Annotated in this window: 11 protein-coding genes; all 11 read left to right on the forward strand. The window is 32.3% G+C overall.

Going from position 1 to position 15,790, the window contains the following annotated elements:
* The first annotated feature begins 1,328 nt into the window (after positions 1 to 1,328).
* Entirely contained in the window at positions 1,329 to 2,444 is a 1,116-nt protein-coding gene (locus tag OW730_RS08610; RefSeq protein ID WP_271228639.1) for a BMP family lipoprotein, read from the forward strand.
* Between the two features lie 162 nt (positions 2,445 to 2,606).
* A complete protein-coding gene (locus OW730_RS08615) occupies positions 2,607 to 4,145 on the forward strand; it encodes an ABC transporter ATP-binding protein (protein ID WP_271228640.1) in 1,539 nt (512 codons plus the stop codon).
* Positions 4,138 to 5,244 carry an ABC transporter permease gene (locus OW730_RS08620; RefSeq protein WP_271228641.1) on the forward strand — a complete coding sequence of 369 codons (1,107 nt, stop codon included), beginning with the start codon at positions 4,138 to 4,140 and terminating at the stop codon, positions 5,242 to 5,244. The genes OW730_RS08615 and OW730_RS08620 overlap by 8 nt, the downstream gene beginning before the upstream one ends.
* Positions 5,237 to 6,193 carry an ABC transporter permease gene (locus OW730_RS08625; protein WP_271228642.1) on the forward strand — a complete coding sequence of 319 codons (957 nt, stop codon included), beginning with the start codon at positions 5,237 to 5,239 and terminating at the stop codon, positions 6,191 to 6,193. The genes OW730_RS08620 and OW730_RS08625 overlap by 8 nt, the downstream gene beginning before the upstream one ends.
* Positions 6,194 to 6,611: 418 nt before the next feature.
* Positions 6,612 to 7,961: an RNA polymerase factor sigma-54 gene (gene rpoN / locus OW730_RS08630; RefSeq protein WP_271228643.1), complete on the forward strand. Its 1,350-nt coding sequence runs from the start codon at positions 6,612 to 6,614 to the stop codon at positions 7,959 to 7,961.
* A 106-nt stretch (positions 7,962 to 8,067) separates the two neighbouring features.
* On the forward strand, positions 8,068 to 9,111 hold the full coding sequence (locus tag OW730_RS08635) for a sugar-binding transcriptional regulator (RefSeq protein ID WP_271228644.1): 1,044 nt from the start codon (positions 8,068 to 8,070) through the stop codon (positions 9,109 to 9,111).
* 62 nt (positions 9,112 to 9,173) lie between these two features.
* Entirely contained in the window at positions 9,174 to 10,175 is a 1,002-nt protein-coding gene (gap, locus tag OW730_RS08640; RefSeq protein ID WP_271228645.1) for a type I glyceraldehyde-3-phosphate dehydrogenase, read from the forward strand.
* 236 nt (positions 10,176 to 10,411) lie between these two features.
* Positions 10,412 to 11,608, forward strand: a complete 1,197-nt coding sequence (locus OW730_RS08645; RefSeq protein WP_271228646.1) for a phosphoglycerate kinase — start codon at positions 10,412 to 10,414, stop codon at positions 11,606 to 11,608.
* Between the two features lie 25 nt (positions 11,609 to 11,633).
* Positions 11,634 to 12,383, forward strand: a complete 750-nt coding sequence (tpiA, locus tag OW730_RS08650; RefSeq protein WP_271228647.1) for a triose-phosphate isomerase — start codon at positions 11,634 to 11,636, stop codon at positions 12,381 to 12,383.
* 259 nt (positions 12,384 to 12,642) lie between these two features.
* Entirely contained in the window at positions 12,643 to 14,172 is a 1,530-nt protein-coding gene (gpmI, locus tag OW730_RS08655) for a 2,3-bisphosphoglycerate-independent phosphoglycerate mutase (protein ID WP_271228648.1), read from the forward strand.
* A gap of 108 nt (positions 14,173 to 14,280) precedes the next feature.
* Positions 14,281 to 15,582, forward strand: a complete 1,302-nt coding sequence (gene eno, locus OW730_RS08660) for a phosphopyruvate hydratase (protein ID WP_271228649.1) — start codon at positions 14,281 to 14,283, stop codon at positions 15,580 to 15,582.
* The last annotated feature ends 208 nt before the right edge of the window (positions 15,583 to 15,790 follow it).

Consider the following 15,790-nt stretch of genomic DNA (forward strand, 5'->3'; position numbering starts at 1 on the left):
TATTGTTCTTTAGGACAAGGGGATTTTACTTATTTTATCTTTAGATAAAATATTTTATTTATACACAAGGTTTAAAAGTTCATTATGTATTACATTTCATTGATTATCTAAAATAAATATTATATTGGGAGTAAGATATAGATGACTAGCAGAATTAAAAAAATCCCACATGAAATAAAGAGTATTTTATTGAATTTATCTTCTGAGTATGAGTAAAAGAATAATCCCTTAAATAATTGTTGGCACACTAAGGTTGTAATCATTATTGGGGGAGTGATTTGATGGTGAATATAACCTGTAAAATGAAAGATGCAAAGTAAAAGTACTATTAATGAAAATAATATATTTATAATTTTTTCACTATTCAATTGAAATCACCTCATAAAAAAAATCACATTCTTAAATTTTCACGTAGTTAAATGTCATTCGTTCTTAACTCTCAACTATTATGTATATTGGTTATATAAATGAAAAAAAATGAATTGATTAAAAGATAAAGTGAGAACAAAATATGAAATGTACCAACTGAAATCAATAATCTTTTATTTAATTTATTTTCAGTGTAGTAAAATAATCCGTTATATAATTGTTGACATCCAATGCAGGTAACCATTATTGGAACTATAACTTTTTGAGAAATACAACCGAATAAATAACTGACACAAAGGATGAGTATTATTACTAAAAATATATCTATTCTTTTTTTATTATTCATTTATATCACCCCATCTAAAATACCTTTTTCAAAAAATATCTTGTCTTTGCATTGAATATATGACCTATCAATGTTAATTATTCTATAAACTTCCTTTAACGATCTTCTAAAATAGGAAAAATAGAATACAAAATCCATACTACAATGTTTTATATTTATGAAACGAGTAAACAAAATTATTTAAAATACAATAAAATTAAAAGTTCTCGGAGAGAAATATCAATCGTTTTCCGTTTTCCACTTTCAATTTTTAGTTATGTTTTTAAGATAAGTTGTGTTTATTGTTAAGTATGTTAAATTTTAAATGTGCCATCGTTATTTTAATATTATGCCATCGTTATTATAAAAAACTGCACTTTTTGTAATAAAATCGCAAAAAAACATTGGTATAAAAAATAAATATGTTATATAATTTAACTGTCGCGATAAAAATATAGTGATATATGTATAATAATGAAGAAATGTGTTGCATTGTACTGAAAATTCATAAACTAGATTTAATAACAAAAATTAAAATTATTAATAAAAATTTAAAAATAAAGAAGGATTTTATTAGTTTTTATAGAATATTAATTTAGTGTGGTAAAGATTATAAAAATCAGGAGGGAAAAACATGTTTAATAAAAAACTTGTTGCAATGACTTTAGCTGTCACTATGGTAGCTGCAGGATTCGTTGGATGTGGAAAGAAAGAAAACAACAATGCTGCTAAGAATAATAACAAAAAGGTAGTAGAAAAAGGTGAAGAGGTTAAAGTTGGTCTTGTTACTGACGAAGGTGGAGTAAATGATAAATCATTTAACCAATCTGCTGATACTGGAATTAAAGAAGCAGGAAAATCTCTTAACGTGAAGTATAACTTCATCGAGTCTCAAAGTAAAGAAGACTACGCTGAGAACTTAGAAGCTTTAATCGATGATGGTAAAGATGTTGTATTCGCAGTAGGATTCCAAATGGGAGATGCTGTTGCTAATATGTCTGCAAAGTATGAAAATGCTAAAATTGCTATAATCGACTTCGCTTACGAAGATCCTACAACTGAAGAGAAAGAGCAACCTGCTAACGTTCACTCAATTGTGTTCAAAGAGCACGAAGGTTCATTCTTAGTAGGAGTTATCGCTGGTTTAACTACAACTACAAATAGAGTTGGATTTATTGGTGGAAAAGACTTCCCACTAATCAATAGATTTGAATATGGTTTCGCTGCAGGTGTTATGAGTGTTAACCCAGAAGCTGGTAAGCCATTAGTTAGTAGAGAAGCTGTTAAATATGCAGATAGCTTTAGTGAAGTAAACAAAGGTTATGAGATTGCAAAAGCTCTTTATGATGAAGGATGCGATGTTATTTATCATGCTGCTGGTGGAGTAGGAATTGGATTATTCAAAGCTACTGCTGAGTTAAGAGAAGCTGGTAAAGAAGTATGGGCTATCGGAGTTGATATGGACCAAGCTGTTACATTACCTGAGTATAAAGACGTTATCTTATCTTCTATGATTAAAAGAGTTGACACTGCTACTAACTCTGTAGTTAATGATATAGCTAAAGGTGAGTTCAAAGGTGGAGAAGTTACAGCTCTTGGATTAAAAGAAGAGGGTGTTGGAATTTCTGAGTCAAGCAAAGAGCACGTTTCTGAAGAGACTTTAGCTAAGGTTGAAGAAGCTAAGAAAGCTATTATCGCAGGTGAAATAGTTGTACCATCAACTGAAGAAGAATTAAAAGCATTCAAATAAAATTAAATAAAAGTTATAAACTTTCTAAAAATTTACTTAATTAAAAAAAATTTATCATTGTTTCATTAAATATGAAAGGGTATAATAATAGCTAGATGTATATAATACATCTGGCTATTTCTTCACTATGCAAGTTATCACATATAATGAGGAGGAAATAAAATGGAAAAAGTCATTGAAATGATTGGCATTACAAAACTATTCCCTGGGACAATTGCCAACGATAACGTAAACTTTGACTTGCGCAAGAGTGAAACCCATGTTTTGCTTGGAGAGAATGGTGCGGGTAAGACAACGTTAATGAACGTTTTATATGGGTTATATCAGCCTGAAAAAGGTACGATTAAAATTAAAGGTCAAGAAGTTAAGTTAAATAGTCCTAATGATGCTATTAAGTTAGGAGTAGGAATGGTACATCAGCATTTCATGTTGGTACATAATTTTACTGTAACTGAAAATATCATACTTGGAAGCGAAGTTAAATCTGGTATTAAATTAGATTTAGATAAAGCTAGGGAAGAAGTTAAAGCTATTGCAGATAAGTATGGATTTAAAATTGATCCTGATGCTATCATAGAAGATATATCAGTTGGTCAACAACAGAAGGTTGAGATATTAAAAGCTCTATACAGGGGGGCAGAGATTTTAATTCTTGATGAACCTACAGCGGTATTAACACCTCAAGAAATTGAAGAGTTAGGGCAAATCATAAAAAATCTTGAGGCTGAAGGAAAATCAGTAATATTAATTACACATAAGCTTAAAGAAGTAATGAGCATGAGTGATAGAGTTACTATTATCAGAAGAGGTAAAGTAACTGGTACAGTTAATACTAAAGAAACTAATATTGATGAACTTGCAGAATTGATGGTAGGAAGAAAAGTAAACTTAGTTGTTGAGAAGGAAGAAGCAAAAGTTGGAGATACTATTTTAAAGATCAAAGATGTTACTGCTAATGACCACAGAGGAATAGCAGCTGTAGAAAAACTAAGTTTAGAAGTACGTAGTGGAGAAATACTTGGAATAGCAGGTGTTGATGGAAATGGACAGTCTGAATTAATTGAAGTTCTTACAGGACTTAGAAAACCAGTAAGTGGTGAAATAACTTTAAGTGGTAAAGATATTTTTGGTAAGACACCTAGAGAGATATCTGATTCAGGATTGGCTCATATTCCAGAAGATAGACATAAGAGAGGGCTTATACTTAAGTTTTCTTTGTTTGAGAATTCTGTATTAGGTAAATATCATCATAAACAATTCTCAAAGGGAATCAAAATGAAGTATGAAGCTATTAAAGATCATTGTAGAAAATTAGTTGAAGAGTTTGATGTTAGAACACCAGGTATTGATGTTCATGTTGGTGCACTATCAGGAGGAAATCAACAAAAACTTATAGCAGCTAGAGAAATTAGTAAAAATCCAGATCTAGTAATTGCAGCACAGCCTACAAGAGGTCTTGATGTTGGTGCTATTGAATATATCCATAAGAGATTAGTTCAAGAAAGAGATAATGGAAAAGGTGTACTATTAGTTTCTTTAGAATTGGATGAAGTATTAGCATTATCTGATAGAATTGCTGTTATGTATGATGGAAAAGTAGTAGGTATTCTTGATAGAAAAGATGCAGACGAGCAAAAACTAGGAATACTTATGGCTGGTGGAACACTAGAAGAAACGGAAGGAGTGGAATCAAATGAGTAATAAGAAAAATGAAGCAAAACAATCTCCTTTAATGAATAATGTTAAAGCTTTAGCGTTTCCGCTATTATCAATTCTTATTTCGATTTTCGTTGCGGTATTCTTCGTAATATGGGCAAAGCCTGAATTTACACTTTTAGATTACCCAAAGGCTTTTGTTGATTTATTTGAGAATATTTGGAGTGGTGCTTTTGGTAAAACTAAGAAGACTCTAGATACATTAATATATGTAACACCATTATTATTTACTGGTATAGCCCATTCGTTAGCATTTAGAACTGGATTATTCAATATTGGAGTTGAAGGTCAATTTGTTCTAGGTATGCTTGGAGCTGCACTTGTAGGAATGATTCCTGGATTACCAATGTTCATTCATATACCATTAATGATATTAGCAGGTATTGTGTTTGGTGGACTTTGGGCTGCGATTCCAGGTTACTTAAAAGCTAAGATTGGTGCTAATGAAGTTGTTAACACCATAATGATGAACTATATAGCCTTGTATTTGATTAACTATGTTGTTTTAAGAACAGCATTCGGTATCCCTAATGCTGCAAAAACTTATAATATTGCAGCGAGTGCTCAAGTGCCAAAAATTATGGCGGACTTAAGTAGAGGAAGTTGGGCAATAGCTATAGCTGTTTTATTTGCAATACTTGCTTATATCCTTCTATGGAAAACTACAATTGGATATGAATTAAGAGCTGTTGGTATTAATCCACATGGTGCTGAGTACGGTGGAATAAATATTGCTAAGAATACTGTTCTTTCAATGGTTATTTCAGGAGCGATTGCTGGTATAGGTGGTGCAATGCAGGTTGCGGGTACAGCTCATAATGTGACTGACTATGTTAGTTTGCCTGGATATGGATTTGATGGTATTGCCGTTGCGTTACTTGCAAAAAATAATCCAATAGCATGTATAGCTTCAGCTATATTATTTGGTGCATTAAGAGCAAGTTCAAGAACTTTACAGATAAATGGAATTCCAAAGGAGATTATTTCTTTAATCCAAGCAATCATTATAATCTTCGTAGCGATTGATTTCGTTTATAGATGGCTTGGGAAAAGAAAGAAAAAGGGGGCAATAGTAAATGGATAGTATTTTAATATTTGTCGTTGCTCTATTAGCTGCTACAATGAGAATGGCAACTCCTTTAATATTTGCAGGTTTAGGAGGAGTTTTCTCAGAAAGATCAGGTGTAGTTAATATAGGTCTTGAAGGTATGATGACAATTGGTGCATTCTTTGCTGTTTGGGTAACTTTTAAAACAGGAAGCCCATGGATTGGATTATTAGGTGCTATAGTTGCTGGTGCAATTTTATCATTATTACATGCTTTCTTGAGTATAACTTTAAAAGCAGACCAAGTTATATCTGGTACAGCTATTAACTTATTTGCAGCTGCTCTTTGTGCTTTCTTAATTCAAACTTTATTCCATAAGGGAGGGCAAACAGATAGTGTTGCTACTCTTCCTGGTTTGCCAAATTGGTTAATTGATGGTTTAGATAAAATACCTTTAATAGGAAAATATTTAAGTGACTTTATTGGTGGTTTGAACTGGTTTGTTGTTTTCGCACTTATTTTAGTTGCAGCATCTACATTCATAATATACAAAACACCATTAGGATTAAGAATCAGATCAGTTGGTGAACATCCAAAAGCTGCTGATACTTTAGGAATCAACGTTTATACAATGAGATATTTATGTGTTGCTATCTCTGGTGCTTTAGCTGGATTTGGTGGGGCAGCACTTTCAATTGGTATTGCTGGTATATACAGTAATGGAATGGTTGCAGGTAAAGGATTTATCGCTCTTGCTGCAATGATATTCGGTAACTGGAAGCCAAAAGGAACAATGCTTGCTTGTTTATTATTTGGTTTTGCTGAAGCATTCCAAATTAAAGCTCAAGGTTTCGGATGGAACTTACCTACTGAAATATACTCAAGCTTACCATATGTACTTACAATGTTAGCATTATCAGGTCTTGTTGGTAAAACAACACCACCTCGTGCAGATGGTGTTCCTTACGAGAAAGGATCAAGATAATAAAAAGCTCAGCGGATGCTGAGCTTTTTTTAATGGAAAATGGAAAATGGAAAATGGAGAATGGAGAATGAATGACATTTCTCTTCGAGAAATTTTAATCTTATTGTTCCTTGGGCAATAAGATTTTACTTGTTTCATCTAGATGAAACAAGTATTTAGAGTGCAATAATTTATCTTAAGATAAAATGAGTTCAACTTATTTAATCTTTAGAACAATAAAATGTAGTTTCTGTGTAAGCAGAAGCATCCTTCATTATACATTATCAATTCTACATTATGCATTTGGTTTTAATTTTCATTCTAAGGGTTATCTATGTGATTAAAAAATATATAGTGTTGAGTAAATTGAATTCAGTGTTTATGCTATAATAAGATGTGTGTTTCAAATGATAAATCATAAGGTATGGGTGGTGCTTTAATGGATTTGAATGTTAATTTAAATATTTCTCAGGAACAAAAGTTGGTGTTAACTCAACAAATGAAATTATCTATAGATATATTACAGTTTTCTTCTTTGGAGCTAACTGAGTTTATTGAAGAGAAAATTCAAGAGAATCCTTTGTTGGAAAAGGGTAGTGGTGATTCTGATGATATGATTGAGTTTGTGAAGGAACTTGGGAAGTATGATAAGGATAAGTACGAAAGAGTAGAATACAATAATGATTATGTATCTCCTTTGAATTTTGTAATCGAGGAAGAAGGGTTGTATGAGTATTTATTAAAGCAGCTTAAAAATTTAAATCTCTCCAAAGAATATTCTGAAATTTTAGAGTACTTAATACATAACATAGATGAAAAAGGATACTTGAATGTTGAGGAAGAAACTGTGCTAAAAGATTTTAACATAAGCTTAAATGAATATGAAGCATGTGTAAACATACTGCAAAATATGGAGCCAACAGGAATAGGTGCAAGAGGTTTAAAAGAATGTTTACACATACAATTGAAGAAGAAGGAATATACTAATGAGGTCTTGTATGAAATAGTAAATGAACATTTGGATTTAATTGCTAGCAATAAATATAAAGAAATATCACAAATATATGGAATTAAAATAAATGAAGCTCAAGATTTAGGAGATATTATAAAAAAACTTGAACCTAAACCAGCTAGAGGATTTAACACTGGCGAAAAGATAATATATATTACTCCTGATGTATTCGTAAGAAATGTAAATGGAGAGTTAATAGTTTTATTGAACGAAAGAAATGCACCAAATCTTCAAATAAATAATTTATATATGAATATTATTAAAAATGAGAATGCGAATGATGAAGAAAAGAAATATGTTAAGGAAAAAATTAGTGAAGCTCTTAACATAATTAAGGGAATAGATCAAAGAAAAAGCACGCTATATAAAGTAAGTGAGAAAATAGTTGAAAAACAAAAAGAATATTTCTTAAAAGGAGATGTATATCTTAAGCCGATGATTTTAAAGGAAATTGCATCAGAATTGGATTTGCATGAGTCGACAATTAGTAGGGCGATTAAAAATAAGTACTTAGAAGGGCCAAAAGGAATAGTTGCAATAAAAGAATTATTTAGTGCTTCTTTAAAAGGGGATTATAATAAAGAAGAAAGTTCGGCAAAATCGATAAAAAGTATAATAAAAAATATTATTAATGGTGAAAATAAAAAGAAGCCTTATTCAGATAATGTAATTTCTAATATGTTATTAGAGCAAGGAATTAAGATATCAAGGAGGACTGTAGCTAAGTACAGAGAGGAGTTGGGTATACTTAGCACAAGTAAAAGAAAAAGGTTTTAGAGGAATTTTGCAAAAAAACGTTGAAAAAAATTTAAAATGTATTATAATATAAGTGGGAACAATAATTATAGAGAGGGACAAAAGAAGTCCCAGAAGGTGTTACATTATGAATCTACAAGATTTAGCTAATAAGATATTGCCAGAGTTACCTGAATTACTCCATAGAAGGTATAATATTTTAAAAACTATAAACTTCTATGAGCCTATTGGAAGAAGGATGTTAGCTCAAGAAACTAATCTTGGAGAGAGAACCATAAGAAATGAAGTGGAACAATTAAAAAATTCAAATTTTATTTCTGTTAAAAATAGTGGAATGTGTCTCACTCAAGAAGGTAAAGGCATTTTAAATGAATTGAAAAATTTGTTAAAAGATATTGAAGGGTTAAGTGAAACAGAAGAAATAATCCAGAAATATTTAAATATAAAAAAAGTCATAATAGTTCCTGGTGATTGTGATGAAGATCCATCTGTTATTGGTGAGATGGGAAGAGCAACTGCTGGTTATATTAAGACTATTATGCATGATAACATTAGCATAGCCCTTACAGGGGGAAATAGTATCAAAGCTTTTGTTGATAATTTTGATGAATATCATAAATACAGAGACATTCTTGTTTTGCCTGCAAGAGGTGGTATGGGAAAGAAGGTTGAAATTCAATCCAATACTTTAGCAGCAGAATTAAGTAAAAAGCTTGATGGTAACTATAAGTTATTATATGCCCCTGATAATATGAGTGATATAGCTCTTGAAACTATGTTAAAAGAAAAAAGTATATTTGAAACAGTCAAAAAGATTAGAGAAACAAATATTCTGGTTTATGGAATTGGTAGAGCAGATGAAATGGCAGCAAGAAGAGAATTAGAACCGCAAATAATTGAACAATTACATAATTTAGGTGCTGTAGGAGAAGCTTTTGGAATTTACTTTAATAAAGAGGGCAGCACGGTATATTGCACACCTACAATAGGTATTCAAGGGGAAGATCTTGAAAAGATAGATCATCTGATTGCTATAGCTGGTGGAAAACATAAAAGTGAAGCTATTATAGCAGTAGAACGAGGAAGAAAGAAAAGTGTTCTAGTGATAGATCAAGGTTGTGCTAACGAAATAATGAATATAATTTCTACTAGTGAAGAAAATTATATTTAGAAACATAATTTGTTTAAATGAAATTAAAATAAAGAACTATTACATTCTTAGGAGGTAACAAAATGATTAAAGTTGGTATTAATGGTTTTGGTAGAATAGGAAGAAGTTGTTTCAAGGTATTAGTAGATAAGTACGCTGATTCTCTTGAAGTAGTAGGAATTAACGATTTAACAGATCCTGCTACATTAGCACACTTATTAAAGTATGACTCTTGCTTCGGTAAGTTTAATGGAACTGTAGAAGCTAAAGAAGGTGCTATCGTAGTAAACGGTAAAGAAATTAAAATCTCTGCAGAAAGAGATCCTAAGAACATTACTTGGGAAAATGGAGTAGACATCGTACTTGAGTGTACTGGATTCTTCAGAACTAAAGAAGCTTGTCAAGCTCACATCGAAGCTGGAGCTAAGAAAGTATTAATTTCTGCACCTGCTAGCAACGAAGATATTACAATCGTTCTAGGTGTTAACGAAGGTGACTATAAGCCAGAAGAACATCACATAATTTCAAATGCATCTTGTACTACAAACTGTTTAGCACCTTTCGCTAAAGTTATCGACGAAGAGTTTGGAATTGTTTCTGGATTAATGACTACAATTCACTCTTACACTGGAGATCAAAGAGTACTTGACGCACCTCACTCTGATTTAAGAAGAGCTAGAGCATGTGCTGAGAGCATGATCCCTACTTCAACAGGTGCTGCTAAAGCTGTTGCTAAGGTATTACCACAATTAAAAGGTAAGTTAAATGGTATGGCTGTAAGAGTTCCAACTCCAACAGTTTCAATCACTGACTTAGTTGTTGAAGTTAAAAACGAAGCTACTGTAGAAGCTGTTAACGCTGCATTAAAGAAAGCTGCTGAAGGAGCAATGGCTGGAATTCTTGGTTACTCAGAAGAGCCATTAGTATCTATCGATTACAGACAAGATGAAAGATCTTCTATCGTTGATGCATTATCTACAATGGTAAGTGGTAAGCAAGTTAAAGTTGTTTCTTGGTACGATAATGAGTGGGGTTACTCTAACAGATTAGCTGACCTTGCTAAATTTGTAGCAGATAAACTATAGACTATAGTTGAAAACTAAAAGTCTGGCCATAGAGTTTTCTATAGTGCCAGACTTTTTCTAAATGAGAGAATTCATAGTGAAACTTGATTTATGCATATCTCAAAATCGCAGTGTTTCTATGAGTTTTGAGTATGTATAAATTTAGTTTTCACTTGGAATCTCTATAGAGAGAGTTTAAGATAAAAAGAACAATTAAAGAAAACTTATGGGATTATGCAGTGAAAGGAGTAGAGATTATGAAACTTAATAAAAAAACAATTGAAGATATTTCAGTTAAAGGTAAAAAAGTATTAGTTAGATGTGATTTTAACGTACCTCTTAAAGATGGTAAAATTACAGATGAAAATAGATTAGTAGGAGCTCTTCCTACAATAAAGTATCTTATGGAGAACGGTGCAAAAGTTATTCTTTGTTCACACCTTGGTAAGCCAAAGGGAGAGGCGAAGCCAGAGTTATCTTTAGTTCCGGTTGCTAAAAGATTAAGTGAAATGCTAGAGAAAGAAGTAGTTTTTGCAGACGATGCTAATGTAGTTGGAGAAAATGCTAAAAAAGCTGTAGAAGCAATGAAAGACGGGGAAGTAGTATTACTTCAAAACACTAGATACAGAAAAGAAGAAACAAAGAATGGTGAAGAGTTCTCTAAAGAGTTAGCTTCACTAGCTGAAATCTTTGTTAATGATGCATTCGGTACTGCGCATAGAGCACACTGCTCAACAGTTGGTGCTGGTGAGTTCTTAGAAGAGAGAGTTTGTGGATACCTTATTCAGAAGGAAATCAAATTCTTAAGTGGTGCTATTGAAGCTCCTAAGAAGCCATTTGCTGCAATTTTAGGAGGAGCAAAAGTATCTGATAAGATTAATGTTATCAATAATCTTCTTGATAAAGTAGATACATTAATTATTGGTGGAGGAATGGCATATACTTTCCTTAAAGCACAAGGATATGAAGTAGGAACATCTTTATTAGAAGCTGATAAAATGGATTACTCTTTAGAAATGATTAAGAAAGCTGAAGAGAAAGGTGTTAAATTCTTACTACCTGTTGATCACGTTTGTGGTGCAGAATTTAATGCTGAAACTGAGCCTGTAATTACAGAAGATCAAAATATTCCTGAAGGATTTATGGGATTAGATATCGGACCAAAAACTGCTAAATTATATGAAGATGCTGTTAAAGAAGCTAAAACAGTTGTTTGGAATGGACCAATGGGAGTATTTGAATTCAAAAACTTTGCAAAAGGAACAATGGCTGTTGCAGAAGCTATGGCAGAAAGTGATGCTGACACTATAATAGGTGGAGGAGACAGTGCTGCAGCTGTTAATATTTTAGGATTCGGAGATAAGATGACTCACATTTCAACTGGTGGTGGAGCTTCTTTAGAATTACTAGAAGGAAAAGAACTTCCTGGAATAGTTGCATTAGACGATAAATAAAAAGTTTAATTTAGAGGTGATTTTAATGAGAAGACCTATTATATCTGGAAACTGGAAAATGAATAAAACTCCAGAAGAAACAGTTGCTTATATTAATGAATTTAAAAATAACGTTAAAGATGCTGAGGCTGAAGTAATACTTTGTCCACCAGCAATATGTTTAACAGAAGCTGTTAAAGCTGCTGAAGGAACTAATATTAAAATAGCAGCACAAAACATGCACTACAAAGAGAATGGAGCATTCACAGGGGAATTATCTCCATTAATGCTTAAATCAGTAGGTATTGAGCATGTTGTAATAGGACACAGTGAAAGAAGACAATACTTCAATGAAACTGATGAAACAGTTAATCTTAAATTAAAAGCTGCTTTTGAAAATGGTATAGTACCTATCCTTTGCATAGGTGAAACTCTTGAAGAAAGAGAAAGTGGAAGAACTGAGAGTGTTCTTGAAACTCAATTAAAAGAAGATTTAGCTGGGTTAACTAATGAAAACATAAAAACTTTAGTTATTGCATATGAGCCAATTTGGGCAATTGGTACTGGTAAAACTGCTAGTGCTGAAGATGCAAATGAAACTATTAAGTTCATAAGAAATAAAACTGCTGAATTATTTGATACTGAAAGTGCTGAGGCAATGAGAATACTTTATGGTGGTTCTGTAAAGCCTAATACTATAAAAGGTCAAATGGAGATGAGTGATATAGATGGTGGTTTAGTTGGTGGAGCTAGCCTTCAAGTAGAGGATTTTTCTGCTATTGTTAATTATAAATAATTCCATTGAAAAAATAAGATATATGAGATAAAATAGTTACAGAAACCTTTTTGAGTGGTTGTAATTAACTCTTATATTGTCTTTAGAATGTGATTCACTTAATTAATCAACACAAGAAGAATTATAAAGGATTTTAGTTCAACTATAAATTTATACAGGTCCCAAAATCGTAAAAGCATCGATATTTGACTTGTACAAATTAAGTTTTGCTAGGAAAATCCGAAGGGTGAACATAATAATTAATAATGGAGGAAAGATGATGGCTAAAAAACCAGTATTGTTAATGATTCTAGATGGATTTGGTTTAGATAATCCAGGAGATGGTAACGCTATAGCTTTAGCTAACACGCCTAACTATGATGAATATGTTAAGAAATATCCAATGACAAAAGTTGGAGCTAGTGGATTAGATGTTGGTCTACCAGAAGGTCAGATGGGTAACTCAGAAGTTGGTCATTTGAATATAGGTGCTGGTAGAGTTATTTATCAAGCATTAACAAAAATAACAAAAGAAATAAAAGAAGAAAAGTTTTTCGAAAATAAAGCAATTTGTGGTGCGTTTGAAAATGCAATTGAGAAGAATAGTAGTGTACATCTATTAGGATTATTATCTGATGGAGGAGTTCACTCTCATATTGAGCATTTAAAAGGATTAATTTTAGGTGCGAAAAAGAAGGGTGTAACTAAATTATATCTACATGCTTTTCTTGATGGAAGAGATGTTGCCCCTAAGTCTGCACTAACTTATATTGAAGAAATTGAATCATATATGAGAGAAGTAGGTTTAGGAGAAATTGCTACTGTAAGTGGTAGATACTATGCTATGGACAGAGATAAGAGATGGGAAAGAGTTAATCTTGCATATAATGCTCTTGTTCTTGGTGAAGGTGAAAAGTTCAATTCGGCTACTGATGCTGTTGAACAATCATACCATGACAATAAAACTGATGAGTTTGTTCTTCCAAGTGTAATCTTAAATGAAGACAGACCAGTAGCAAAAATAAAAGATGAAGACTCTGTTGTATTCTTTAACTTCAGACCAGATAGAGCTAGAGAAATAACTAGAGCTATCAATGATGTTGAATTCAGTGGATTTGAAAGAGGCAGATTAAATCTTTATTATGTTTGTATGACTCAATATGATAGTACTATTGAGAATGTACACGTTGCTTATCCGCCAGAAACTTATGTTAATACATTTGGTGAATATCTAAGCAAGAAAGGTTTAAATCAACTTAGAATAGCTGAGACAGAGAAATATGCACACGTTACTTTCTTCTTTAATGGTGGGGTAGAAGAGCCTAATAATAATGAAGAAAGAGTTCTAATAAATTCACCAAAGGTTGCAACTTATGATTTACAACCTGAGATGAGTGCTGCAGAAGTTACAGAAGCTTTATTAGCTGAATTAGATAAAGATAAATTTGATGTTATAGTATTGAATTATGCTAACCCAGATATGGTTGGTCATACTGGAGACATTGAAGCTACAATAAAGGCTGTTGAAACAGTTGATACTGAAATGAAGAAAGTTATTGATAAAGTTCTTGAAAAAGATGGTAGTGTATTTATGACAGCAGACCATGGAAATGCTGAAACAATGATTGAATACTCTACAGGTAAACCAATGACTGCTCATACTACACATGAAGTTCCTTTCCTATATGTTTCTAATAATGCAAAGGAATTAAGACAAGGTGGTATTTTAGCAGATATTGCACCTACAATGCTTCAAGAATTAAACCTTGAAATACCAGAAGAAATGACTGGTAAAACACTATTCAAATAATAAAAAATGATAAATTTTTTCTTTGGAACGGGCAAGAGATTCAAGTTTAACTAAGTGAATCCCAGTAACTGTTCCAAAGAGAAAGTACATATAATGGAGGTAATTTAAATGAAGAATTATGTAGAAATCATCGACGTATATGCTAGACAAATACTTGACTCAAGAGCTTTCCCAACTGTAGAGGTTGAGGTAACTTTAGAAGACGGTACTATGGGTAGAGCAGCAGTTCCAAGTGGAGCTTCTACTGGACAATTCGAAGCTGTTGAATTAAGAGATGGAGACAAAGAAAAGTACAATGGTAAAGGTGTACTTCAAGCAGTAGATAATGTTAACAACATCATCGCTGAAGAGTTAGTTGGATTAAACGTATTTGATCAAGTTGCAATTGATAAGACTATGATCGAGTTAGATGGAACTAAAAACAAAGGTAAATTAGGAGCTAACGCTATGTTAGGTGTTTCTTTAGCTGTTGCTAGAGCTGCTGCTAACTACTTAGGATTAAGCATTTACCAATACGTTGGAGGAGTTAACGCTAAAGTTCTTCCAGTTCCAATGATGAACATCATGAATGGTGGTAAGCACGCTGATAACAACGTTGACCTTCAAGAGTTCATGATCATGCCAGTTGGTGCTAAGAGCTTTGCTGAAGCTTTAAGAATGTGTTCTGAAGTATACTTCACATTAAAGAACATTTTAAAATCAAAAGGATTAGCTACAGGTGTAGGTGACGAGGGTGGATTCGCTCCAAACTTAAACTCTAACGAAGAAGCTATCAAAGTTATCTTAGAAGCAGTTGAGAAGAGTGGATACAAAGCAGGGGAAGAAATCTTCATCGCTCTTGACCCAGCATCTTCTGAGTTCTTTAACGAAGAAAGAAATATGTATGAGTTAACAGGTGAAGGTAAAGACTTAACTCCAGCTCAAATGGTTGATTTCTACGTTGATTTATGCGAGAAATACCCAATCATCTCTATTGAAGATGGTATGGCTGAAGAAGATTGGGATGGATGGAAGTTAATGACTGAGAAGTTAGGAAATAAAATCCAAATCGTTGGTGATGACTTATTCGTTACAAACACTGAAAGATTAAGCAGAGGTATCAAAACTGGTACAGCTAACTCAATCTTAATCAAACTTAACCAAATTGGTACTTTAACTGAGACTTTAAATGCTATTGAAATGGCTTCAAGAGCTGGATACACAGCTGTTATATCTCACAGATCTGGTGAAACAGAAGATACAACTATCGCTGACTTAGTTGTAGCTACTAACGCTGGTCAAATTAAAACAGGAGCTCCTGCTAGAAGTGAGAGAGTTGCTAAGTACAACCAATTATTAAGAATTGAAGAAGAGTTAGATGAAATGGCTGAATACAGAGGAATGGATACATTCTATAACATTAAGAAATAGTAAATTCTTAAATAGTATGTAATAAATGTAAAATAGGGAAACCTAAATATGGTTTCCCTATTAATTTGTATATTATATTTACTTTTTGAATCAAGTATGGTAGTATATATATGTTATAATTGGACAAACTAAAAGAGAAAATTTAGCAGCAAGGATAGAGTTTACATATGTAGACATTTATGTTGTAAACTTTAATTTATTGTGCTAA

The sequence above is a fragment of the Oceanirhabdus sp. W0125-5 genome (assembly GCF_027938815.1).
GTDB lineage: Bacteria > Bacillota > Clostridia > Clostridiales > Clostridiaceae > Oceanirhabdus.

Excerpts from the sequence above, each read along its gene's own strand:
- OW730_RS08610 (WP_271228639.1), top strand. The coding sequence starts at position 1,329 with ATGTTTAATAAAAAACTTGTTGCAATGACTTTAGCTGTCACTATGGTA.
- OW730_RS08615 (WP_271228640.1), top strand. The coding sequence starts at position 2,607 with ATGGAAAAAGTCATTGAAATGATTGGCATTACAAAACTATTCCCTGGG.
- OW730_RS08620 (WP_271228641.1), top strand. The coding sequence starts at position 4,138 with ATGAGTAATAAGAAAAATGAAGCAAAACAATCTCCTTTAATGAATAAT.
- OW730_RS08625 (WP_271228642.1), top strand. The coding sequence starts at position 5,237 with ATGGATAGTATTTTAATATTTGTCGTTGCTCTATTAGCTGCTACAATG.
- rpoN (WP_271228643.1), top strand. The coding sequence starts at position 6,612 with ATGGATTTGAATGTTAATTTAAATATTTCTCAGGAACAAAAGTTGGTG.
- OW730_RS08635 (WP_271228644.1), top strand. The coding sequence starts at position 8,068 with ATGAATCTACAAGATTTAGCTAATAAGATATTGCCAGAGTTACCTGAA.
- gap (WP_271228645.1), top strand. The coding sequence starts at position 9,174 with ATGATTAAAGTTGGTATTAATGGTTTTGGTAGAATAGGAAGAAGTTGT.
- OW730_RS08645 (WP_271228646.1), top strand. The coding sequence starts at position 10,412 with ATGAAACTTAATAAAAAAACAATTGAAGATATTTCAGTTAAAGGTAAA.
- tpiA (WP_271228647.1), top strand. The coding sequence starts at position 11,634 with ATGAGAAGACCTATTATATCTGGAAACTGGAAAATGAATAAAACTCCA.
- gpmI (WP_271228648.1), top strand. The coding sequence starts at position 12,643 with ATGGCTAAAAAACCAGTATTGTTAATGATTCTAGATGGATTTGGTTTA.
- eno (WP_271228649.1), top strand. The coding sequence starts at position 14,281 with ATGAAGAATTATGTAGAAATCATCGACGTATATGCTAGACAAATACTT.